Origin of the sequence: Limnomicrobium aquaticum, assembly GCF_040545545.1 — a bacterium.
GTDB lineage: Bacteria > Pseudomonadota > Alphaproteobacteria > Rhizobiales > Rhizobiaceae > Ensifer_A > Ensifer_A aquaticum.
Genome location: NZ_JBEPMB010000006.1, coordinates 131,019 through 152,411 on the forward strand (window position 1 = coordinate 131,019; position 21,393 = coordinate 152,411).

Genomic DNA, 21,393 nt, shown 5'->3' on the forward strand with positions numbered 1-21,393 from the left:
CAAGAGACTGCCGGGCAAGATCAGGCAGCGTCGCGTGACCGGCTCACCCACTGGCCGTCAGACAACTTGAAGCGTCCCACCATTTCGCGCAGATGCGAGGCCTCGTTGGCCAGCCCGGTCGTGGCGGCATCGGTGCGTTCCACCATGGAGACGTTCTGCTGGGTCACATGATCCAGCGTGCCGAGCGCGCGGTTGACAGCATCAAGACTGGTCGACTGCTCGCCGCTCGCCTTGGTGATCGCGTCCATCAGTTCGTTGATCGAAACGATATGGGTGCTGATCAGGTGCAGCGCCTCGCCCGTATCGCGGACATGGGCGACGCCGCCGGCGACCTCGCGGGAGGAATTCTCGATCAGCGTCTTGATCTCGCGCGCCGCGTCTGCCGAGCGGCCGGCGAGCGCGCGCACTTCCTGCGCTACGACCGCAAAGCCCTTGCCGGCGTCACCGGCACGCGCGGCCTCGACGCCGGCGTTCAGCGCGAGAAGGTTGGTCTGGAAGGCAATTTCATCGATGACGCTGATGATATTGGCGATCTTGGCCGAAGACTCTTCGATGCGGCCCATCGCCTCTTCGGCATTGGCAACGACCGTGCCGGACTTGCGGGCGCTGTCATTGGCCTGCGCCGCGACGTTGCGGGCTTCTGCCACCCGCTTTGCGGAGGATGCGACGTGCTGGGTGATCTGGGCGAGCGCCTCTGTCGTCTCGTCGAGCGAGGCGGCCTGGCTTTCGGTGCGTTTGGACAATTCGCCGACACCCGAAGCGATGTCGTTGCTGCCCTGATCGATGGAGCCCGCGGCATCGCGGATCGCGATCAGCGTCTCACCGAGCTGGCGGACGGATTCGTTGAAGTCCTTACGCAGCTCCTCGAATTCGGGCGCGAAGCGGGTGTCGAGGCTGACGGAGAGGTCGCCAGACGCGAGACGCTTGAGGCCGCCTGCAAGGCCGGATGTGGCAATGCGCAGCCGGTCGGCGGCATCGGCTTCGGCCTTTTCCTGCGCCGCGAGGCGATCGGCCTCTGCGGTGAGGCGATGTTCTTCCGCCTCTTTTTCCAACCGCTTGTTGGCGGCGGAGGCATCGCGGAAGACATCGAGCGAGCGGGCCAGCGCACCGATCTCGTCCTTGCGCCGGGCCATGCCGGTGGAAACGGAGAGATCGCCGGCGGCAAGACGGCTGGTCAGCGCAGCCAGCCGGCGCAGCGGCCGGAGCGTGGTGAGGCGCAGGAGACCGAAGATAAGGACGAGCGTCACGGCCAGCGTGCCGAGGCCGGTCAGGATGCGGCCTGTGAGGCGCTGCTGCCAGGCGGCGAGATCGGGGCCAAGATCGACGGCGGCGCTGTAGACGCCCATCGCCTCGCCGGGTTGGATTTCCATCATGCCGGTGTGGCAAGTGCCGCAGCGTTCATCCGCAGCACTCCCCTGCCCCAGAATGACCGGGCGGGAGATGCGCAGCGTCGTGCCGTTGGCAACGGTGGCTGCGCGCTCTTTTGAGGTGATAACCTGTTTGTCGAAATCGTCATGGGCGGGCAGCTGGCGACCGCCCTGCTGCTTCTGGAAATTCAGGATCTTGTCGCCCATGACAATCCAGATGCCAATCCCGGCATTGGATTTGGAAAACTGCGCCATCGTGCCGTTCAGCGTTTCCACCGCCGGGTCACCGTCTTCGATCTGGCCGCGATTGAGCATGGCCTGGACGTGAACGGCCTCCAGCATGTCGAGGGCCGCATTGCCGCGCAGCTCGCCATTGGTCTCGATGCGGCGCTTGTCGCCGGCAATGTCGGTCGCGACCTTGATCGTTTCGCCGGCGATCAGCACGGCGGAAACGCTCAGGAGTATCTGCGCAGTGAGGGGAAGTGCGCGAAGTCTGGACAACATGGACAAGCTCCAACCGCTCCGCGTGCGCGAAGCCCTTACATGAGCCACACTATCCAGAAATCCGTTAAGGTATGTTAAAATAGGAAATTGATATTTGTCAAATTCTGTTGATTTTCAATGTGTTGTAGTGATTTTTAACTTGCCACGACTCACGAAGTCTCGGGCCACACCGATTGGCAGCCTTCGAATTTCCTTGCGTTGTTGAAAAGCGCAGGCCAAGACGGCGGCATGACAACAGGTGATCAACAGCGGCTTGACCAGATGCTCGTCGCGCAGGGCCATTTCGCGACCCGTTCGCGCGCCCGCGACGCGATCGCGCGCGGCACTGTGCGCGTCGACGGCAAGCCTGTGACCAAGCCGGGGCAGACCGTTTCGCCCGCTGCGGCCATCGAGATCGACGATCCGGCACAGACCTATGTATCTCGCGCAGCGCTGAAGCTGATTGCCGCGCTCGATCATTTCGCACTGTCGCCGGACGGGCTCGACTGTCTCGATATCGGCGCCTCGACCGGCGGCTTCACGCAGGTTCTGCTGGAGCGCGGCGCGCGGCATGTGACTGCCGTCGACGTCGGACATGACCAATTGCACGAAAGCCTTGTCGGCCATGCGCGGGTCGCCAAACTGGAAGGGCTGAACGCGCGTGAGCTCTCTGCGGCGCATGTCGAGGGCCGCTCCATCGGCGCGGTCGTCTCGGATGTTTCCTTTATCTCGCTGAGGCTTGCCCTGCCGCCTGCCCTGTCCCTTGCTGCTTCCGGTTCCTTCTGCGTGTTACTGGTCAAGCCGCAATTCGAAGCGGGGCGCGAGGCGATCGGCAAGGGCGGCATCCTGAAAGATGCGTCCGCCGGCCCGCGTATCGCTGCAGAACTGGCCGAATGGCTTGCCAGCCAGCCCGGCTGGTCGCCGATCGGCGTCACCGACTCACCCATCGCCGGTGGCGATGGAAACCACGAATATCTGCTTGGAGGGCGCAAGGCGTGAGCGCAATCACTCTCGACATCACGCGGCTGGGCGCCGAAGGCGACGGCATTGCGGAAACCGCAAACGGTCCGGTCTATGTGCCGTTTTCCCATCCCGGCGACCGGCTGAAGGTGGCGGTTGAAAAATCGCAAGGCACGATCATGGCGATCACCGAGCCTTCGCCGGACCGGATCGCGCCCGTCTGTCGGCATTTCGGCCCGGATGGCGAAAACGGCGCCTGCGGCGGCTGTTCGCTGCAGCATGTCGATCCCGCGCTCTATGCCGAATTCAAGCGCGGGCTGGTGGTCAATGCGCTGCGTTCCAAGGGCATCGATGTCGAGGTCGGCGCGCTGATTGCCGCCCATCCCGGCGAGCGGCGGCGCGCGGTCTTTGCGGCGCGCAAGACTGAGAAGGAATTGCTGCTCGGCTTCAACCAGGCCGGCAGCCATCACATCGTCAACATTTCGGAATGTGCCGTCCTCAAGCCGTCCATCGTGGCGCGGCTCGAGGACATTCGCATCGTCGGCCGGGCGCTGGCGCCGAATGCCGAAGCCTTCCGCATGGCTGTGCTGGAAACGCTGACCGGGCTCGACATTTCGGTCGAAGGCATGCCGAAACTTTCCGATCAGCAGCGTCAGTCAGCGATTGCCATCATCCTCAAGCTGCGCGGCATTGCCCGCGTCAGCGTGGATGGCGAAATCCTGATCGAGCCGACGCGCCCGATCGTGCGCTTCGGCGACATCGAGGCCAGCCCGCCGGCGGGTGGCTTCACCCAGGCAACCGTCGAGGCGGAAGAGGCCATGGCGGAGCTGGTCAGCGGGATTGTCGGCAAGGCGAAGGCCGTGGCTGATCTCTTTGCCGGTTCGGGCACGTTTGCGCTCCGGCTTGCGCAGCAGTCGAAGGTTCATGCCGTCGAGGGCGACGCACCGTCGGTTGCGGCGCTTGAACAGGCCGCGCGCAAGCGTCAGGGCCTGAAGCCTCTCACGACTGAGCGGCGCGACCTCTTCCGCCGTCCGATGATGGCGAGCGAGCTGAAGCATTTCGACGCGGTGGTCTTCGATCCGCCGCGTGCGGGTGCTGAATCGCAATCGAAGGAACTTGCGCGTTCAACAGTTCGTAAAATTGCCGCGGTGAGCTGCAATCCCCTGACGCTCGCGCGGGATCTTTCGATCCTCGTCGCCGGTGGCTATCGCGTGGTCGCCGTCACGCCGATCGATCAGTTTCTCTGGTCGCCGCATGTGGAAGTCGTGGCTGCATTGGAGCGGCCGAAGAAATAGAGTAGGGTTGTTGTGTCCATGGTCGATGAGGCGGCAGGTATCGTGAAAGAGGCAGCGCCGAAAAGGCGGCGGGTGAGAACCTCACGGATCTTGCGCAAGATCGCCGACGATACGACCAATGAGCGCATCTCAATCCGCTACCTGCTCGACACGCTCGGCGATCGCGCCATCGGCGCATTGATGCTGGTCTTTGCCTTTCCCAACATCATGCCCACACCGCCGGGGACATCGGCCATTCTCGGCGCACCGCTGGTGTTTCTGGCCGCGCAACTGACATTCGGCATGAAACCCTGGCTCCCCGGCATTATCGCCGACCGCTCCATAGCGCAGGCCGATTTCGCCAGCATCATCAACAAGGCGCATCCCTGGCTGACCTGGGCCGAACGCCTCCTGAAAATGCGGCTTTCCTTCCTCACCGAGCCGCCGTTCGAATATGTCGTCGGCCTGCTCTGCCTGATCCTCGCGGTCGTCCTGCTTCTGCCCGTCCCGCTCGGCAACATGCTGCCAGCGCTGACGATCTGCATCTTCTGCTTCGGCATTCTGGGGCGCGACGGCGTATGGACGCTCGCCGGCATCGTCGCCTTTGTCGTCTCCATGGTGATCGCGGGTGGCGTGATCTACGGCATGGTGAAAGCCGCGTTCTATTTCGTCGAACGCGTTATTCTGATCTAACAGTCTGAAATATAAGCGTGAATATGAAAATGGCGGCCGAGGCCGCCATTTCTGTCATTTCTTACGGCTCATAAACGCCTGAAAGGCCTGCATGGCTTCCTGCGACTTGAGCTGATTGCCGAAGTGGACCAGTTCCTCGCTCATGCGCGCCTCGACTTCGCCAACGGAGCCCTTCAAGAGCTTGCGGGCGAGCGCCAGCGCCTTGGGCGGGCGCGAGGCGAGACGATCGGCGGCCTTCAGGGTTTCGGCTTCTAACTCATCCTCCCTGACGATCTTCCAGATCAGGCCTGCGTCGCGGGCCTCCTCGGCCGAAAATCCGATGCCGGCGGCGAACATCGCGAAGGCGCGCTGATGGCCCATGATGCGGGGGCCGATGAGCGACGAGGCCGCTTCCGGCACGAGTGCAAGATCGACGAAGGGCGTGCGGAACTCGGTGCGTGCGGTAGCGAACGTCATGTCGCAATGCAGGTTCATCGTCGTGCCGATGCCGATGGCGAGACCATCGACGCCGGAGAGAAGCGGCTTTTCGAAGCGCGCCAGTTCGAAGATGAAGCGGTTGACGTCGCGGCTGGCCTGCGGATCCATGGCAATTGCCACGAAGTCTGCCAGATCGTTGCCGGAGGAGAAGCTGCCGGGCACGCCGAATATCACGACGGCGCGGACGGTGTCGTCCTTGTTGGCCGCAACCAGCGTATTGGCCATGGTTTCATACATGGCCCGCGTCAGCGCATTCTTCTTGTCCGGGCGGTTCATGCGGATGACGAGGACGCCCGGATGCGTTTCCGGGCGTTCGATCAGGATATGGTCGGTCATGGTTTCCTCCTCCCGGATGACTTCAGGACGCGAGCAGCATGCGCGCGGCGGCAAGCGCATCCACGCCGTTGATGATGCGATCCTTGAGCGATGCCGTTTCCGAGATCAGGTTTTCGGCGGCGAAGCGGCAGAGCGCGATGCGACCCGGCTGCCGGCCGTCACCGGCATCGACGAGGCCGCCCTTGGCAAGATAGCAGCCGACGAGCGTCAGGCCCCAGAGGCGCTGATAGGCTGTGGCGCCTGATGCGGCTTCGGTGGCCTTGCCGGCGGCGAGCGCCGCAAGCAGCCATTCGGAGGCCTCTTCCAGATCGGCGATGGAGGCGTCGAGCTTGTCCGCCGTATTGCCGAAGCCGCCAAGGTTGGAGCCGCGAACCTGCTCGGCAATTTCCTTCAGCTCGGCAATGAAGCCGCGAACGTGGTTGCCGCCCGATTGCGGCAGCTTGCGGCCAACGAGGTCGCCAGCCTGCACGCCGTTCGTACCCTCGTAGATGGGCGTGATGCGAACATCGCGATAGTAGCGGGCCGCACCTGTTTCCTCGACGAAGCCCATGCCGCCATGGACCTGGATGCCATGCGAGGCAATTTCCACGCCGGCATCGGTCGGAAAGGACTTGGCAATCGGGGTGAGCAGGTTGGCGCGCTCCTGCCAGTGGCGCTTGGCTTCCGGGTCTTCCAGGCGCATGGCCATGTCGATGGCGAAGGCGCAGGCATAGGTCATGGCGCGCGAGCCTTGCGTCAACGCGCGCATCGTCACCAGCGTGCGGGCAACGTCCGGATGTTCGATGATGGGGCTCATGCCCTCGCCCTTCCATCCGGGTGCGCGGCCCTGCAGGCGCTCGCGGGCGTAGGCCGTTGCCTTCTGTGTTGCGGCTTCGGAAACACCGACACCCTGCATACCGACGCCGAGGCGTTCGTTGTTCATCATTGTGAACATGGCTGCGAGACCATGGTTCTCTTCGCCAACCAGCCAGCCGACGGCCCCGGCTTCGGAGCCGAACTTGCCGTCGCCAAAGATCATCGTGCAGGTCGGCGAACCGTGGATGCCGAGCTTGTGCTCGATGGAGTGGCAATGCAGGTCGTTGCGGCTCCCGAGCGAACCGTCCTCGTTCACGAAGAACTTCGGCACGAGGAAGAGCGAGATGCCCTTGGAACCCTTCGGCGCATCGGGAAGGCGCGCCAGCACGAGATGGATGATGTTGTCGGTGAAATCGTGCTCACCATAGGTGATGAAGATCTTCTGGCCGAAGATGCGATAGGTGCCGTCAGGACGACGCTCGGCGCGGGTCTTCATGCCGCCGAGATCCGTGCCGGAACCCGGCTCGGTGAGGTTCATCGACCCCATCCATTCGCCCGAGACCATCTTTGGCAGGTATTTTTCCTTCAGGGCATCAGAGGCGTGTGCGTTGAGAGCCTCGATCGCGCCAATGGTCAGCATCGGACCCAGCGCGAAACCCAGCGAGCAGGCATTCCACATCTCGAACGTCGCCATGTGGAGCGACTGCGGAAGATGCTGTCCGCCGAACTCTTCCGGGCATGCAAGCGCATTCCAGCCGCCTTCCGCCCAGCGCCTGTAAAGCTCCGCCCAGCCGTCCGGCGTTTTGACGCCGCCGTCGACATGCCGTGCGCCCTGCTTGTCACCGATGTCGGCCAGCGGGGCGATTTCCTCTTCGGCAAAGCGACCGGCTTCCGTCAGGATGGCGTCCAGGAGATCCTCGCTCAGATCCCCAAGCAGGCCCTGCTCCATGGCCTCGCCGAGTCCGGCGACGTGCTTCAGGGTGAACGCGATTTCTTCAACTGGCGCCTTGTACATCGATAATCCTCCCGACAATTTTGCGCCCATACGGGGATGGGCGCATCCCTTTGTCAATTCGTCCAATGGCTAATTTATTTTTACGTGAACGTCAACGTCAAAGGCGAATTCGAGCCTGCCGCAGACTGATGCTGGACAGGATCTTGGGGTAAGCATGCTCCAGTCCTGGGCAACCCACGGTCAATAAAAGATTAACCATGTTGCGGCAGAATTTGGGTAGGTTGTGTGGCGGAATTATTGAACATGCCGGTTCTGAGGTATTTCGACAGCAGCAAGGTGAAAAAGAAATCGCAGCTGCCCGTGGCTGTGCATTCCGAATTCTTGCGCACCGGCCGCATCGTCCGGCCTGAAGATACCTGGGTCGAGGAAGAAAAGCGTTATCTCAGCTATCAGGAGGTGGCGGCTATAACCGGCAAGCGTCTCGAGCGGGCAGGCGAGACGACGCATGAACGTCTGAATGCGTTCCACCGCGCCATCCAGTTTCCCAAGCTGATCTTTCACCGCACGCTCGCGGCAGCGCCGCATCTTGGCTATTGCCACGTCACCGCCTCGAAGACGAAATTTGCGGAATATGATGAGGTGACCTGGGGCTTCTATATCGCCAATTTCCTCGCCGACATCGGTACATCGGAGAGCTTTTTCGAGCATATCAATCCGCGCCAGGGCCGGATGTATTTCGCTGTCGCCATGGCGACCGACAAGAGCGGCGACAAGCCGAAGCTTGCAATCAACACTGCCGTGCGCGGCAACGGGCTCATTTTCCGCACGCACGATCCCAAGCAGGCGATGAAGAATGTGCTGATGCTGGGTGCACGCAGCGAGCAGCTGCGCGCCATCATCCGGGCCATCGGCTGATATTTCAGGGACGGCACGGCAAGGCGCCCCACTCCTCCATTGCATTTCAACCGCGCGGGCGTGTAGTGAAGCCCATCGGAAGGATGCGCATGGCGACGATCTACGACATCGAGACTGAGGCAGACGCCGGCATGGACGCGGCGCTGGCAGCGCTTGCCCGCGAGGAGCCGGTCGCCATCCCGACCGAGACCGTCTATGGGCTCGCGGCAGACGCCACCAGCTCCTATGCGATTTCGAGCATCTACGAGAAGAAGGGCCGGCCGCGCTTCAACCCGCTGATCTGCCATGTGTCGGATCTCGCGATGGCCGAACAGTATGGCGAGTTCGACACGATGTCACGCAAGCTGGCGCTGGCCTTCTGGCCGGGACCGCTGACGCTGGTCGTGCCGCTGAAACCGGGCAGCGCCATTCATCCGCTGGCGACGGCAGGTCTTTCGACCGTGGGCTTGCGCGTTCCGGCAGGCTTTGCGGGCAAGCTGATTGCGCGCTTCGGCAAGCCGCTGGCAGCCCCCAGCGCCAACACATCCGGCCGCATCAGCCCGACATCGGCAATAGATGTCGAGGACGATCTGGGGCAGAAGCTGCGCGTGATCCTCGACGGCGGGCCGACAAAGGTAGGCGTGGAATCGACCATCGTGAAATCGGACGAAACGGGCGTGCATCTGCTTCGCCCCGGTGGGCTGTCGGTCGAGGATATCGAGCGTGTCATCGGCGGGCGGGTGCTGCGCGATGTCAGCCAGACGGCCGCGATTGAAGCGCCGGGGATGCTCGCTTCGCATTATGCGCCGGACGCCAAGGTGCGGCTGAATGCCAGCCGTGTTTCGCTCGGCGAAGCGCTGATTAATTTCCGCGGGCAGAGCGTCGTGGATGCCGACAAGGCCGTCGCTCTCTTCGATCTGAGTCCCAGCGGCAACCTGCGCGAGGCAGCGGCCAATCTCTTCTCGACGCTGCGCGCCGCCGATCGGACGGGTGCTTTTTCGATTGCGATTGCGCCAGTGCCCATGACAGGATTGGGCGAAGCGATCAACGATCGCCTGATGCGCGCCGCTGCTCCCCGAGGAAAATGAGAATGCCATCTCCCGACCTGCTTGACCGTTTCGCCGCCATCGTCGGAACCGGCAATGCCTTGCGAACCGATGCCGATGTGGAGCCCTATCTCACCGAAGGGCGCGGGCTTTATCGCGGCGCGACGCCGCTTGTCCTCAAGCCCGGCTCGACGGAAGAGGTCGCCACGATCATGAAGCTTGCCAGCGAGACGAAGACGCCGATCGTGCCCGTCAGCGGCGGCACGGGTTTGGTCGGCGGCGGCGTGCCGCGCGCGGAGGGGCAGGATGTCGTCCTGTCGCTGGCGCGGCTCAATCGTATCCGTGATGTCGATCCGGTCGCCAATGTGATGGCCGTCGACGGCGGCGTGATCCTCGCCGACGTGCAGAAGGCGGCCGAAGAGGTCGACCGGCTGTTTCCGCTTTCGCTCGGCTCGGAAGGCTCCTGCCGGGTGGCGGGCAACCTGTCGACCAATGCCGGGGGCACGGCGGTGCTTGCCTATGGCAATATGCGCCAGCTTTGCCTCGGGCTCGAAGTCGTGCTGCCGACCGGCGAGATCTGGGACGGGATGCGGCGGCTAAAGAAGGACAATACGGGCTACGATCTGCGCGATCTCTTCATCGGCGCGGAAGGCACGCTGGGCGTCATCACCGGGGCGGTGCTGAAGCTTTTCCCGCGTCCGCGCGGGCATCAGGTGGCCTTTGTCGGCCTGAAAAGCCCGGCCGATGCGCTGAAGCTTTTCGAATTCGCCGCAGGACTGTGCGGCACGGCGTTGACCGGGTTCGAGCTGATGCCGCGCATCGGTGTCGAGTTCACGACGAAGCATATTCCCAACGTGCGCGACCCGCTTTCGAGCGTGCATCCATGGTATGCGCTGATCGACATCTCGACCTCGGATGCGGAAGAGACCGCCGAGCGGATGATCGGCACCCTGCTGGAAACGGCCTATGAGCGCGGGCTGATCGACGATGCCGTGGTGGCCTCGTCCGAAGCCCAGCGCAAGGCGATCTGGCATATGCGCGAGAGCATGTCGGATGCGCAGAAGCCGGAAGGCGGGTCGATCAAGCATGACGTCTCCGTGCCGGTGTCGCAGGTGCCGGATTTCATGGCGGAGGCGGAAAAGGCGGTGCTGGCCGCCGTACCCGGCGCCCGCATCTGCGCCTTCGGGCATCTTGGCGACGGCAATATCCATTACAACATTTCCCAGCCGGTTGGGGCGGACAAGGCGGCCTATCTGGCCCGCTGGCGCGAGGTGAACGCCATCGTCCACGGCATCGTGCTGAAACATGGCGGCTCGATTTCGGCCGAGCACGGCATCGGCCAGTTGAAGCGCGACGAGCTGGCCAGCATCCGCAGCCCCATCGAAATGGAGCTCATGCACCGGATCAAGTCCGCCTTCGACCCCGCCGGCATCATGAACCCCGGCAAGGTGCTGAAATGAGCGCCCCAACCCGAGCAAAGGTCGGTTTCAAGCTGCGCCTCACGCTGCCGGGCGACCATCCGCTGGGGCCCGGCAAGGCGCAGCTGATGGAGCTGATCAAGACGCATGGCTCGATCCGCTCGGCGGGTGCGGCGATGAACATGTCCTATCGCCGGGCGTGGCTGCTGATCGACGAGCTGAACGGCATGTTCCGCGAGCCGGTCGTGCTGAAGGTTCAGGGCGGCAAGCAGGGTGGCGGGGCGACGCTGACGCCCTTTGGCGAGGAACTGCTGGGGCGGTTTCGCAGCATGGAGAAGCGGGCGGAAGAGGCGATGGGGGCCGATCTTGCGTGGATCGAGGCGGCGCTTGGGGAGCCGGTGGTGAAGGTCGAATAAGGCGAGACTGGCACGACGGCCACTCTCCCTCCCCCTTGTGGGGAGGGTTGGGGAGGGGTCTTCTATCCGCTTGCTCAGGTGTTCGCGGTAAAAACCCCCTCTGGCTGCCGCCATCTCCCCCACAAGGGGGGAGACGGATGGAGCACCCACCCACGGCACAAGTCTCTGTCCGAAAGTTCAATAATCCCCATCGAGGGAACGTGTTAGGACTTACTGACATTTATCATGCAGCAACGCCGGACACCCCCATGTCGAATACCGCCCTCGCCCCTCCCGACACCATCAAGCCCTGGCAGGTCATGGCGGCCGGGATGGCGGCGATGTTGTTGACGGTGGGGATTGCGCGGTTTGCCTATACGCCGATGCTGCCGCTGATGCAGGCGCAGACGGGCATGTCGCCCTTTGTCGGCGGCCTGCTCGCGACCGTGAACTATGCCGGCTACATGACCGGGGCGCTCTTCGCCTCGACGATTTCGGATGCGCGGCGGCGCTATCTCGTCTACCGCGCCGGGCTCGTGGCCGGCGTGATCGGTACGCTCGGCATGGGACTGACGACGCAGACCTGGCTCTGGCTTGTCCTGCGCTACGTCGCCGGCGTCGGCGGCGCGTCCGGCATGCTGCTCGCCTCGGGCATGGTGCTCGCCTTTCTGGTGCGCCACGGGCGGCGGCCGGAGCTCGGGCTGCATTTCATCGGGCTCGCCATCGGCATCATCCTGTCGGGCGGGCTGGTGATGGCAACCATGGGATGGCTCGACTGGGCGGGGCAATGGCATGCCTTCGGCGCAGTCACGATTGCGCTTCTGATCCCGGCATGGTTCTGGATGCCGGCTCCCGATGGGGCGACGCCTCAGCGTGCCGCAGGCGCGGCGAAGGTCCCGCATCCCGGCGCGTGGCTGCTCAACCTCTCCTATTTCTGCGCCGGTGTCGGCTTTGTCGTCAGCGCGACCTTCGTCGTTGCCGCCGCTGCCAAAGTGCCGCAGCTGTCGCATCTCGGGCCGTTCATCTGGATCGTCGTGGGCCTTGCCGCCATTCCCGCAACGCTCGCCTGGGACCGGCTGGCGCGGCGGATCGGCGATGTGCCGACGTTGATCCTCGCCTATGCCCTGCAGATCGTCGGCATCGTGTTGCCCGTTGTCAGCCATAGCGCCGGCGCGGCCATCGGCGGGGCGTTGCTCTTCGGCGCGACCTTCATGGGCATCGTGGCGCTGACGCTGGCGCTGGCGGGCAAGCGCAACAAGGACAATCCCTCCGGTGCCATGGCGCGGCTGACCTTGTCCTATGGTGTCGCGCAGATCGTCGCGCCGGCAATCGTCGGGCGGATTGCCTCAACGACGGGCAGCTACGACATGGGCATGATCATGGCGGGCGGCACGATGGCCATCGGAATCGTCCTGCTCTGGGCTTATGGCCGGGCTTCGTAGCGACGAAACAGTCCCTGCGTGTCGATGGACACAGACTTGAACAGAAGACTTACCGGCTGGCCTGCCGTCAGCCCCATGCGCGCCGCCGAATGGCGTGTCACCTGCGCCAACACGACCTCTCCCGAGCAATCGACCGTGACCCAGACGCTGCCGGCCCGCTCCTGAAGCGCCAGGACAAGACCCTCGAGACGGTTGAGTGCGGAGAGGTTGCCGGGCTCGCCGATGCCGAGGATGATGTCCTGGGCGGCGATGAAGACGCGGACGCGGTCGCCGGGCTCAGCGAGCCCCCGCTTCAGATAGATGCGCCCTGCCCGGCATTCGGCAACCGTGAGACCCTCGTCGTCCAGATGGTGGGTGATCGTGGCGCTGAGGAAAGTCGCGGGCTCCATGTCGTCCGGCATAGGCCGCGCACCGCCGAGAACAGCACCCGGCTCGCCTTGCGCGACGATGCGACCGCCCGCCACGGATACCACGCGGTTGGCAAGACGGGCGACCTCCTCCATCGCATGGCTGACATAGAGGATCGGAATGCGGGTCTCGTCGCGAATATATTCGAGATGCGGCAGGATTTCCGCCTTGCGAGCGGAATCCAGCGCCGAAAGTGGTTCGTCCATGATGAGAAGCGAGGGTGCGGAGAAGAGTGCTCGGCCGATGGCGACGCGGCTTTTCTCGCCACCGGAGAGCCCGGCCGGGCGGCGGTCGAGCAGATGGCCGATGCCAAGCAGATCGACAAGGCGAGCATCCGCCGCTTCATCCGTCCGCACCGGGCGGAAATGGCGGGCATAATGCAGGTTCTGCTTCACCGTCATATGCGGGAAGAGCCGGCCTTCCTGAAAGACATAACCGATGCGGCGGCGCTCAGCGGGGAGGAAAATCTTCCTCTCGCTATCGAACCATGTTTCGCCGTTAAAGCTGACCCGGCCGACCTCCGGCCAGATGAGACCGGCGGCGATGTTGGCGAGCGTGGTCTTGCCGGAGCCCGAAGGGCCGACGAGAGCGGTGAGGCCCTCGCCTGCGGAAAAGGACGCTTCAAGCCGGAAATCCCCTTGCGCGTGTCGGATATCGACCTCAAGCATCGCGGCCCTCCGTGCGGGCATGCACCCGGCGGGCCAGAAATTCGGAGGCGAGCAGCGCGGCCAGCGACACGACGACGGAGATGAGTGTCAGCCGCATCGCGCCTTCATCTCCGCCGGGCACCTGCGTATAGCCGTAGATCGCGGCGGCCAGCGTCTTCGTCTCGCCGGGAATGGCGGAGACGAAGGTGATGGTTGCGCCGAATTCGCCCATGGCCTTGGCAAAGGCGAGGATGGTTCCCGTCACAATGCCGGGCATGATCAGCGGCAGGGTCACTGTGCGGAAGACATCGAAGCGGCTGGCGCCCAGTGTCGAGGCGGCAGATTCGAGACCCCGGTCGAGGCTTTCGATGGAGAGGCGGATCGCCCGGACCATCAGCGGAAAGCCCATGACGGCGGCGGCGAGTGCTGCCCCGGTCCAGCGGAAGGAGAGCACGATGCCGAAGACCTGGTCGAGCACGCTGCCGATCGCGCCCTTGCGGCCGAAGAGGATGAGCAGGATATAGCCGGTAACCACCGGCGGCAGGATGAGCGGCAGGTGGACCAGACCGTTCAGCGCGCTCTTGCCCGGGAAGGACTTGCGCGCCAGCACCCAGGCAACCGCGATGCCGAAGGGCAGGCTTGCTGCGCTGGCGACCACGGCCACCTTGAGGCTGATCGCCAGCGCGATCCAGTCTTCGTCAGACAATATCATTCCAATGCCGCTTATCCGCAATCACTTGGCGGACAATACCGTAAAGCCCTGCCCCGTGAAGACGGTTTCGGCCTTCTTGGAACGAAGATATTTCTGGAACTCGGCCGTGAGCGCCGGCGCGCTCTTCAGTTCGGCAACCGGGTAGATGATCGGTTCGTGGGAGCTCTCCGGGAAGGAGCCGAGGACCTTGACGCCGGCATCCGCCTTGCTGTCGGTCATGTAAACGATGCCGAGCGGCGCTTCGCCGCGCGAGACGAGGAGAAGTGCGGCGCGCACGTTCTCCGATTCCGCGAGCTTGCCTTTCACGCCATCCCAGGCACCGAGGCTGATCAGCGCCTGCCTGGCATAGATGCCGGCCGGCACGCTGTCCACAGCACCAACGGCAAGACGTCCGCCTGCGAGCGCGCCTGCCAGATCGACGCCTTTCAGGAGCTCATAGGTTTTGGCCGCATCTTTCGGGCCGACCAGAACCAGCGCATTGCCGAGCAGATTTTCGCGACTGTCCTTTTTGATCAGGTCAGCCTTGGCGAGATAATCCATCCATTTGAGGTCGGCGGAGATGAAGAGATCGGCGGGCGCGCCCGCCTCGACCTGCTTGGCGAGCGCGGAGCTTGCGGCATAGGTGAGGACAACATCATTGCCCGTCTCGGCCTTCCAATCCTTGGCGATGCCGTCCAATGCGTTCTTCAGGCTTGCGGCGGCGAAGACCTTGACCTCACCGGCAACCGCGCCGGCGGCATGGAATATTGAGAGCGCGAAGACGGAGGCGGCCAGAAGTCCGGCGGCGAAGGTGCGGCGATGCATGAAGTTCTCCCATATCGTTATGTCTCATTGGATATAACGACTCTCAAGGGAAAGCAACCGCGCGGCACGCAGAGCGGTGCAAACGCGTCCTATCCGCGCTTGAGCTGGGAGAGTGTGAAAAGTGTATCGGCGCTCAGCGATGCGCCGCCGCTGCCTGCCGAAAGGACCGAAAGTGCAGAGGCACCGCTGGTCGTGCCGCCATTCTGGATATCGTAGAGAGCGGTAAACTTCTTGACCATGCCCTTGACCTTCTCGGGGTCGGACAGATCCTTCAGGTTCATCACCGACTTGACCTTGGCGGCCTGGGTGTCGATGGGCAGCGTTGAGAAGCCGTCCGGCAGGTTGTTGCTGGTCTTGAAGAACTGCAGCAGCGCCTGGTCGGCCAGAATGTCATATGCCGAGGTGATCGTAGGCGCCATGCGCTGGAAGTAGAGCGCGAGGCGCGTGCCGGCATTGTCGTCGCCGGCCTCGGTTTCCAGCGTCTGCTGGTAGTAGTTGTCGACGGTCGCGATGCGGGCGCGGCGATCCATCGCGCCTGTCTGGTCGATGCTTGCGATCTTGCCCGTCTTGCTGTCGAAGTTGAACGCGCCCGCCATCTGCGCCCAGCGCTGGTCCGTCTGCGTGTTGGCAAAGCTCTTGGGATCGTTGAGGTCCGACGTAAAGATCTTCTTCAGGAAATCCTTCGTTACCTTGGCAGGGTCGAAGCCATAGGAGCCGAGCATGACCTTGACCAGCTTGCTGTCCGAGAGAAGCTTGTCCACCGAGTCGACCCCCTGGATCGTCTTGGTGAAGTAGTTCATGTCGTCGGTCGCGCCTGCCTTGGCCGCCTTGTTGTCATAGCGCGTCTGCATCTTGACGTAGTTCTGCGCCATCAAGGTAATTTCGGCCTGCGACTGTGCAAGCCGCGGCGCGCCGATCTTTCCGTCCTTCTCGAAATTGTACTCCTTGGCGAGTGCGAGATAGCGCTTGTCGGAAAGCTGGTTCACATAGCTCTTCGGATCGTTGACGTCGCTTTCCAGCACCATCCGGATCTTGGCCTGCGACTCGTCCTGCGCAGCCAGACCCACCGAATGCAGCGCGAAACTGTAAAGGGCGGAATTGTTGATGAGGTCGTCGACCTTTTTCACCTGCCCGATATGGGAGCCGTAATAGCTGTAGATCTGCGCGTCGTTGGCGTTGTCATCCTTGCTGTAATTGGCCAGATAACGATTGTTCAACGCGGTCAGATTGTCGCTCGACATGGCGGAGCCACCGGCCTTGACGTCGCCATTCGTGTCGAAGTTGAACATCTTGGCAATGGCCGTCCAGGTCGCCCCGCCCTGCTGGTTGGCGTAGTTGTTCGGCGTGGACGTATCGCTGGTCACGATGTTCTGGAAAGTCGTCGCCAGCATCGTGGACGAAAGGCCGAGTGCGGTCTTAACCAGCGAAAACAGCCGGTCATTGCCGGTAATGTCGCTGACCTTGGTGACCTTCGCAATCTGGTCGTTGAGATAGGTGCTGTTGAGCTGCGCAGCGGCAGGCGTGATATGGCTCGGAACCGTGGTAACATAGGTTTCCGTGATCTTGCTGACCTGATCCGCAGTCTGGGCGCTGACACCGCTGTCGAGGCCGCCGCTTGTATTGAAGTTGAACGCCTTGCGCAGGTCCAGCACCTTCTGCTTCAGAAGGTAGCGTGCAGACGTGTCGGTGGGGAGTGTGTTGGCATAGCTCTGCGGATCGTTGAGATCGCTGGTCAGGACCTTCTTGATGAAGTCCCGCGAGTATGTGTCCGGATCGAGGCCCGAAGCCTTCATCGCATAGGTATAGAGCTTGCTGTCGCCCATGAAGCCGTCGACGGTCTTCACGGAAGCAATCGCCTTCTTGTAATAGGCCGTATCCGTCGAGACGGCGGCTTCCTCGGTCGCGAGCTGATCCTTGTAGGCCTGGACTGTGGAGTCCTTCTGCGCCGTCGTCTGAACCGTCGCCGTCGCCTTGCCGAACTGGAAGGCGTTGGCGAAATCGCGGTACTTCTGGTCAGAGAGCCGATTGACGAAGCTTTGCGGGTCGGTGAGATCGCTATCCAGCACCTTCTTCATGAAGGCCTTGGCATAGGTCATGTCATCCAGCCCGTAGGCCTTCATGGCATAGGAATACAGGCGATAATCGCCCATGAACCCGTCGACCGTCGTCACCTTGGATATATTGGTATTGAAATAATCGGTCTCGCGCTTGGTCAGCCCTTCGGACGCCACGCGGTTCAGGGACTTGGACATGTCCCTGGCGATCAGGTCATAGCTGAGAAAGGTCGAAACCATCGGCGACGTCCGCGCGCATTTCCGGAAATCCAACCTTACACGAGAAACCTTGCCCAAACCTTTAAGAAGGAATGAAGAAGGCGACCATCCCCGTTCACACTCCCTCAACCGTGTCGGGTTCGACTTCGATAACCATCTGGGAATGCAAAGATTTCTTAACCGCGAATATTAAGCCGGACTGAAGAGACGCCCGCTAACTTCATCCTACCAAGAGGGCAAAAGCCCCGAGAGAAGAGCCCCAGGCTCTCAAGGAAAACAGGGTGTAATGAACATGCGCAACGTAGCAATGGGCCCGGTCTGGGCCGAGGCAACCTTTCGGCTCGATCCGAAACACTTGCCCCAGCAGGTGTCCTATTCTGGACAATCCAATGCCGGCGACGTGTCGATCACGCTTGATGAGCGTGGCGCGGTCCTGAAGAAGCTTCTTCCGACCAGCGGCCTGCCGATTTCCTTTGCTCTTCCTGCCCGCACCTTCCGCGGCGTTGCCGCCCGCGCCATCGATCATGGCGACGGCCGCGTGACCGTCACGCTGGAACTGCATCACGACGACCCGGACCTGAGCATTCCGCTGCTCGTCGCCCACGATCTCTGCGACATCGCAGCAGACTGGCGCTCCTGGGCCGATGCCTACAATATTCCGATGCTGATGGTGGAGGCCGATGGCGTTGCCCGTCCGCTCGAAGAGCACCTGACCAACATCGCCAACAAGAATTCCGCACCGCGCCGCCGGCACTCCTACTTTGCCGAACGCCGCCCGCGCTTCCTCGTTCGCCGTTCGATCGGCCAGCTTGGCGTGACGATGAAAATCGAGGGCAGAGAGATCATTGCCCGGAACTAAAGCTCCACAAGAAGCATTCAAAGAGGACTCCAGTCGCTCTTGGGCCGGCCTTTTCCCCTGAAGGTCGGCCCTCTTTCTTTTCCGGCCATCCTTTTCGATCAGGCGAATGGGATGGCGAACAGCAGGCCTGCGAAGATGATCGCGCCGACAATATGATTGAAGCGGAAGAGCTTCAGGCATTGTGCGGTGTCGTCGATGTCCAGCACCTTGATCTGCCAGACGAAGGCGATGCCCGCCGCAATGAGACCGAGATAGGCCACGAAGCCGAGATGCGCCAGCATATAGGCGACAGCCAGAAGCGCGAGCGTCAGCCCGTAAAGCCCGATCAGCCAATTGGCCGTATTCTCGCCGAAGAGACGCGCGGTCGAGCGGACGCCGATCAGCGCATCATCCTCGCGGTCCTGATGCGCATAGATCGAGTCATAACCGATCGTCCACGCCACCGCCGCGACATACATGACGAAGGCGGCAAACGACACCGTGCCGAAAACGGCAGCCCAACCCATCAGCGCACCCCAGGAGAAGGCAAGGCCGAGGAAAAACTGCGGCCAGTCGGTGAAGCGCTTCGCGAATGGATAGAGCGCGACCACGGCCAACGATGCGATGCCGAGGAAAATGGAGAATGTGTTGAACTGAAGCAGGATCGCCAGACCGACAAGCGCCTGCGCGACCATGAAGACCTTGGCCTGCCGGCGGGTGGCTCGGCCCGAGGGCAGCGGCCGCGAGCGCGTGCGGGCAACTTTCGCATCGATTTCGTGGTCGATCAGGTCGTTATAGGTGCATCCTGCACCGCGCATGACGACGGCGCCGACGAAGAACAGGAACAGATGCGCCGCAAACTGGCGAAGGCTGAAGCTGCCGGCCGCGGCCGTGACATTCGCCGCCATGCCCGCCGACCAGAAGCACGGCCACATGAGGAGCTGCCAGCCGATCGGCCGGTCGAGCCGGGCAAGTTGCGCATAGGGCCAGGCGGCGCGCGGCAGCCAGCGGTAAACCCAGTTGTCGGGGGTCGCATCGGCGACGCGGGATGTTGTCTGATCGGTATTGCTCATAGTGCTTTTGTTGGCAGTGGCAACCCCGTGCGTCAAGAGTTGCAGGCGGCTTTGCCGGGAAAAGCGCGTCATCTGCTTGACGCAAGCCGCCGCCGCGCTTAACGGCACGGACACGGGCAAAAACGGAGGCTGACGATGAACGTGCTCTTGATCGGTTCGGGTGGACGCGAACATGCGCTGGCATGGAAGATCGCGCAATCGCCCAAGCTGACGACGCTCTACGCCGCCCCCGGCAATCCCGGCATTGCGGACTGCGCGACCTGCGTGACGCTGAATGTCGATGATCATGCCGCCGTCATCGCCTTCTGCCGCGAGAAATCGGTTCCCTTCGTCGTCGTCGGGCCGGAAGCGCCGCTGGTCGCGGGCCTTGCCGATGCGCTGCGCGCAGAAGGCATTGCCGTATTCGGCCCCTCGGCTGCAGCCGCCCAGCTTGAGGGCTCCAAGGGTTTCACCAAGGATCTCTGCGCCAAATACGATATCCCGACCGGTACTTACCAGCGTTTCAACAATGCCCCGAAAGCGAAAGCCTATGTGCGGGCGCAAGGCGCGCCGATCGTCGTCAAGGCCGATGGGCTTGCCGCCGGCAAGGGCGTCACGGTCGCCATGACCGTGGACGAGGCCTGCGCGGCCATCGATGACTGCTTCGAGGGCGCCTTCGGTGCCGCCGGCGCGGAAGTCGTGGTCGAGGCCTATCTGGACGGTGAAGAGGCCTCCTTCTTCTGCCTTTGCGACGGCAAGACGCTGCTGGCGCTCGCTTCCGCCCAGGACCACAAGCGCGTCGGCGATGGCGACACCGGCCCGAACACGGGCGGCATGGGCGCCTATTCCCCTGCTCCTGTGATGACGCCCGAGATTGTCGCGCGCACGATGGAGGAGATCATCGAGCCGACCATGCGCGGCATGGCGGCCGATGGGCATCCCTTCTCCGGCGTCTTCTTCGCCGGGCTGATGATTACGGCCAAGGGGCCGGAACTCATCGAATACAATGTCCGCTTCGGCGATCCGGAATGCCAGGTTCTGATGATGCGGCTGAAGTCGGATCTGTTGGAGCTGCTGCTGGCAACGGCTGAGGGCCGGCTGCACGAGGTGACCGCCGAGTGGCGCGACGAGACGGCGCTGACTGTCGTCATGGCCTCGAAGGGTTATCCGGGTTCGTATGAAAAGAATACGCCAATTGCCCCCCTGCCCGCGCCGACCGAAACGCAGCGTATTTTCCATGCCGGAACGGCGCTGAAGGACGGCCGGCTGGTTGCAACCGGCGGGCGCGTGCTCAATGTTACCGCTTTTGGCGGCTCGGTCACCGAAGCCCAAGCCCGGGCCTATGCCATGGCCGATCAGGTTGACTGGCCGAACGGCTTCATGCGCAGCGATATCGGCTGGCGTGCGGTTGCGCGCGAAAATTAATCGCGCGTTAACTCTTTCTGCTGACTCGTTGTAAAGCTTGCATTGTTAGACTCCTCTTCACGTTTCAGGGGAGTTTGAATATGCGTACGCTGTTGCTCGCAACGCTGATGGCCTCGGCAGTCCTGCCTGCCCACGCGGCCTCCATCGAGAAGATCCAAGCCGGCCAGGTCAACGATGCCAGCATCGTGAGGATTTCCTGCACGGATTGCCAGGGCGCACCCGCCCGCAAGCGGAATTATCAGGTTCCGGATCTCGCCGGTGTCGCCTCGATGGAAATCGTCGACAAGGAAGGCAAGCCGGAAGTCGTGCGCGTCGACAAGTTCATGGGCGGCTCGCCGGTCACCACGCTTTCGAAGACGCAAGGCAAGCTGATCGAAGAAATGTCCGCCATCGAAACGAAGGCGCATGAGGCCAAGATCGCGGCACGCAATGCCCAGCTTCAGGCCATCGAGGCCAAGGCCTCCTCCATCCTGCCGCCCGACGAGCGCAGGAACTCAACCGCTGCCGGCATCGACCGCGAGGCAACGACAGCCGCGCTTGCCGCAGACGCTGCGCCCTTCGATCCGAACAGGCTGCAGCTGCGCCTGCGCTGAAGGACACACCAGGCACCATTCCCGTTGAAGGCCGCGGATCGCTCCGCGGCCTTTTCGTTTGACAGGCGGGCTTGCGCAACCTATCCAATGCGTCAGGTTTCTTGCA

19 protein-coding genes are annotated in these 21,393 nt (G+C 62.9%); 11 read left to right on the forward strand and 8 right to left on the reverse strand.

Going from position 1 to position 21,393, the window contains the following annotated elements; genetic code table 11:
* Window positions 1-20: 20 nt before the first annotated feature.
* Window positions 21-1,871, reverse strand: a complete 1,851-nt coding sequence (locus ABID16_RS17510; protein ID WP_354557654.1) for a methyl-accepting chemotaxis protein — start codon at window positions 1,869-1,871, stop codon at window positions 21-23.
* A gap of 228 nt (window positions 1,872-2,099) precedes the next feature.
* Between ABID16_RS17510 and ABID16_RS17515 the strand changes: the two genes are divergently transcribed.
* The 3 genes from ABID16_RS17515 (at window position 2,100) to ABID16_RS17525 (ending at window position 4,777) form a co-directional block, all read left to right on the forward strand.
* On the forward strand, window positions 2,100-2,849 hold the full coding sequence (locus ABID16_RS17515) for a TlyA family RNA methyltransferase (protein ID WP_354557655.1): 750 nt from the start codon (window positions 2,100-2,102) through the stop codon (window positions 2,847-2,849).
* Window positions 2,846-4,105 carry a class I SAM-dependent RNA methyltransferase gene (locus ABID16_RS17520; RefSeq protein ID WP_354557656.1) on the forward strand — a complete coding sequence of 420 codons (1,260 nt, stop codon included), beginning with the start codon at window positions 2,846-2,848 and terminating at the stop codon, window positions 4,103-4,105. The genes ABID16_RS17515 and ABID16_RS17520 overlap by 4 nt, the downstream gene beginning before the upstream one ends.
* Window positions 4,106-4,195: 90 nt before the next feature.
* Window positions 4,196-4,777 carry an exopolysaccharide biosynthesis protein gene (locus ABID16_RS17525; RefSeq protein ID WP_354557764.1) on the forward strand — a complete coding sequence of 194 codons (582 nt, stop codon included), beginning with the start codon at window positions 4,196-4,198 and terminating at the stop codon, window positions 4,775-4,777.
* Window positions 4,778-4,831: 54 nt separating this feature from the next.
* Here ABID16_RS17525 and ABID16_RS17530 read toward each other — a convergent pair whose 3' ends face one another.
* On the reverse strand, window positions 4,832-5,590 hold the full coding sequence (locus ABID16_RS17530) for a crotonase/enoyl-CoA hydratase family protein (protein ID WP_354557657.1): 759 nt from the start codon (window positions 5,588-5,590) through the stop codon (window positions 4,832-4,834).
* Window positions 5,591-5,612: 22 nt separating this feature from the next.
* Window positions 5,613-7,400, reverse strand: a complete 1,788-nt coding sequence (locus ABID16_RS17535; RefSeq protein WP_354557658.1) for an acyl-CoA dehydrogenase family protein — start codon at window positions 7,398-7,400, stop codon at window positions 5,613-5,615.
* Window positions 7,401-7,643: 243 nt separating this feature from the next.
* Between ABID16_RS17535 and ABID16_RS17540 the strand changes: the two genes are divergently transcribed.
* The 5 genes from ABID16_RS17540 (at window position 7,644) to ABID16_RS17560 (ending at window position 12,535) form a co-directional block, all read left to right on the forward strand.
* Window positions 7,644-8,255, forward strand: a complete 612-nt coding sequence (locus tag ABID16_RS17540; protein WP_354557659.1) for a DUF6656 family protein — start codon at window positions 7,644-7,646, stop codon at window positions 8,253-8,255.
* A gap of 89 nt (window positions 8,256-8,344) precedes the next feature.
* On the forward strand, window positions 8,345-9,322 hold the full coding sequence (locus tag ABID16_RS17545; protein WP_354557660.1) for an L-threonylcarbamoyladenylate synthase: 978 nt from the start codon (window positions 8,345-8,347) through the stop codon (window positions 9,320-9,322).
* A 2-nt stretch (window positions 9,323-9,324) separates the two neighbouring features.
* Window positions 9,325-10,740: an FAD-binding oxidoreductase gene (locus ABID16_RS17550; RefSeq protein ID WP_435532444.1), complete on the forward strand. Its 1,416-nt coding sequence runs from the start codon at window positions 9,325-9,327 to the stop codon at window positions 10,738-10,740.
* The gene (locus ABID16_RS17555; RefSeq protein WP_354557662.1) at window positions 10,737-11,114 is read left to right on the forward strand and encodes a winged helix-turn-helix domain-containing protein; all 378 of its coding nucleotides are present in this window, start codon (window positions 10,737-10,739) and stop codon (window positions 11,112-11,114) included. The genes ABID16_RS17550 and ABID16_RS17555 overlap by 4 nt, the downstream gene beginning before the upstream one ends.
* Window positions 11,115-11,362: 248 nt before the next feature.
* Window positions 11,363-12,535: a YbfB/YjiJ family MFS transporter gene (locus tag ABID16_RS17560; RefSeq protein ID WP_354557663.1), complete on the forward strand. Its 1,173-nt coding sequence runs from the start codon at window positions 11,363-11,365 to the stop codon at window positions 12,533-12,535.
* Here the strand turns inward: ABID16_RS17560 and modC are convergent.
* The 4 genes from modC to ABID16_RS17580 all read right to left on the reverse strand — a co-directional run bounded on the left by modC (window position 12,517) and on the right by ABID16_RS17580 (window position 17,400).
* Window positions 12,517-13,611 (reverse strand): molybdenum ABC transporter ATP-binding protein, encoded by a 1,095-nt coding sequence (modC, locus tag ABID16_RS17565; protein WP_354557664.1) that lies wholly within the window; start codon window positions 13,609-13,611, stop codon window positions 12,517-12,519. The genes ABID16_RS17560 and modC overlap by 19 nt on opposite strands.
* On the reverse strand, window positions 13,604-14,302 hold the full coding sequence (modB, locus tag ABID16_RS17570; RefSeq protein WP_354557665.1) for a molybdate ABC transporter permease subunit: 699 nt from the start codon (window positions 14,300-14,302) through the stop codon (window positions 13,604-13,606). The genes modC and modB overlap by 8 nt, the downstream gene beginning before the upstream one ends.
* 21 nt (window positions 14,303-14,323) lie before the next feature.
* Complete coding sequence (modA, locus tag ABID16_RS17575) at window positions 14,324-15,106, reverse strand: molybdate ABC transporter substrate-binding protein (RefSeq protein WP_354557666.1); 783 nt, start codon at window positions 15,104-15,106, stop codon at window positions 14,324-14,326.
* Window positions 15,107-15,195: 89 nt separating this feature from the next.
* Window positions 15,196-17,400: a DUF1217 domain-containing protein gene (locus ABID16_RS17580; protein WP_354557667.1), complete on the reverse strand. Its 2,205-nt coding sequence runs from the start codon at window positions 17,398-17,400 to the stop codon at window positions 15,196-15,198.
* A 271-nt stretch (window positions 17,401-17,671) separates the two neighbouring features.
* On the opposite strand from ABID16_RS17580, the gene ABID16_RS17585 reads away from it, so the two are divergent.
* Window positions 17,672-18,238 (forward strand): DUF6101 family protein, encoded by a 567-nt coding sequence (locus ABID16_RS17585; protein WP_354557765.1) that lies wholly within the window; start codon window positions 17,672-17,674, stop codon window positions 18,236-18,238.
* Window positions 18,239-18,336: 98 nt separating this feature from the next.
* Here the strand turns inward: ABID16_RS17585 and ubiA are convergent, their stop codons facing one another.
* Window positions 18,337-19,290: a 4-hydroxybenzoate octaprenyltransferase gene (gene ubiA, locus ABID16_RS17590; RefSeq protein ID WP_354557668.1), complete on the reverse strand. Its 954-nt coding sequence runs from the start codon at window positions 19,288-19,290 to the stop codon at window positions 18,337-18,339.
* A 135-nt stretch (window positions 19,291-19,425) separates the two neighbouring features.
* Between ubiA and purD the strand changes: the two genes are divergently transcribed.
* Together purD and ABID16_RS17600 are read left to right on the forward strand one after the other, a co-directional pair.
* Complete coding sequence (purD, locus tag ABID16_RS17595) at window positions 19,426-20,694, forward strand: phosphoribosylamine--glycine ligase (RefSeq protein WP_354557669.1); 1,269 nt, start codon at window positions 19,426-19,428, stop codon at window positions 20,692-20,694.
* Between the two features lie 80 nt (window positions 20,695-20,774).
* Window positions 20,775-21,287: a plant virulence effector HPE1-like domain-containing protein gene (locus tag ABID16_RS17600; protein WP_354557670.1), complete on the forward strand. Its 513-nt coding sequence runs from the start codon at window positions 20,775-20,777 to the stop codon at window positions 21,285-21,287.
* Window positions 21,288-21,393: the final 106 nt, after the last annotated feature.

Bases quoted from the DNA above. Each gene is read 5' to 3' on its own strand.
- ABID16_RS17555 (WP_354557662.1), top strand. From the start codon at position 10,737: ATGAGCGCCCCAACCCGAGCAAAGGTCGGTTTCAAGCTGCGCCTCACG.
- ubiA (WP_354557668.1), bottom strand. From the start codon at position 19,290: ATGAGCAATACCGATCAGACAACATCCCGCGTCGCCGATGCGACCCCC.
- ABID16_RS17515 (WP_354557655.1), top strand. From the start codon at position 2,100: ATGACAACAGGTGATCAACAGCGGCTTGACCAGATGCTCGTCGCGCAG.
- modB (WP_354557665.1), bottom strand. From the start codon at position 14,302: ATGATATTGTCTGACGAAGACTGGATCGCGCTGGCGATCAGCCTCAAG.
- ABID16_RS17540 (WP_354557659.1), top strand. From the start codon at position 7,644: ATGCCGGTTCTGAGGTATTTCGACAGCAGCAAGGTGAAAAAGAAATCG.
- ABID16_RS17550 (WP_435532444.1), top strand. From the start codon at position 9,325: ATGCCATCTCCCGACCTGCTTGACCGTTTCGCCGCCATCGTCGGAACC.
- ABID16_RS17585 (WP_354557765.1), top strand. From the start codon at position 17,672: ATGCGCAACGTAGCAATGGGCCCGGTCTGGGCCGAGGCAACCTTTCGG.
- ABID16_RS17560 (WP_354557663.1), top strand. From the start codon at position 11,363: ATGTCGAATACCGCCCTCGCCCCTCCCGACACCATCAAGCCCTGGCAG.
- ABID16_RS17535 (WP_354557658.1), bottom strand. From the start codon at position 7,400: ATGTACAAGGCGCCAGTTGAAGAAATCGCGTTCACCCTGAAGCACGTC.
- purD (WP_354557669.1), top strand. From the start codon at position 19,426: ATGAACGTGCTCTTGATCGGTTCGGGTGGACGCGAACATGCGCTGGCA.
- modA (WP_354557666.1), bottom strand. From the start codon at position 15,106: ATGCATCGCCGCACCTTCGCCGCCGGACTTCTGGCCGCCTCCGTCTTC.
- ABID16_RS17545 (WP_354557660.1), top strand. From the start codon at position 8,345: ATGGCGACGATCTACGACATCGAGACTGAGGCAGACGCCGGCATGGAC.
- ABID16_RS17530 (WP_354557657.1), bottom strand. From the start codon at position 5,590: ATGACCGACCATATCCTGATCGAACGCCCGGAAACGCATCCGGGCGTC.
- ABID16_RS17510 (WP_354557654.1), bottom strand. From the start codon at position 1,871: ATGTTGTCCAGACTTCGCGCACTTCCCCTCACTGCGCAGATACTCCTG.
- ABID16_RS17600 (WP_354557670.1), top strand. From the start codon at position 20,775: ATGCGTACGCTGTTGCTCGCAACGCTGATGGCCTCGGCAGTCCTGCCT.
- ABID16_RS17580 (WP_354557667.1), bottom strand. From the start codon at position 17,400: ATGGTTTCGACCTTTCTCAGCTATGACCTGATCGCCAGGGACATGTCC.
- modC (WP_354557664.1), bottom strand. From the start codon at position 13,611: ATGCTTGAGGTCGATATCCGACACGCGCAAGGGGATTTCCGGCTTGAA.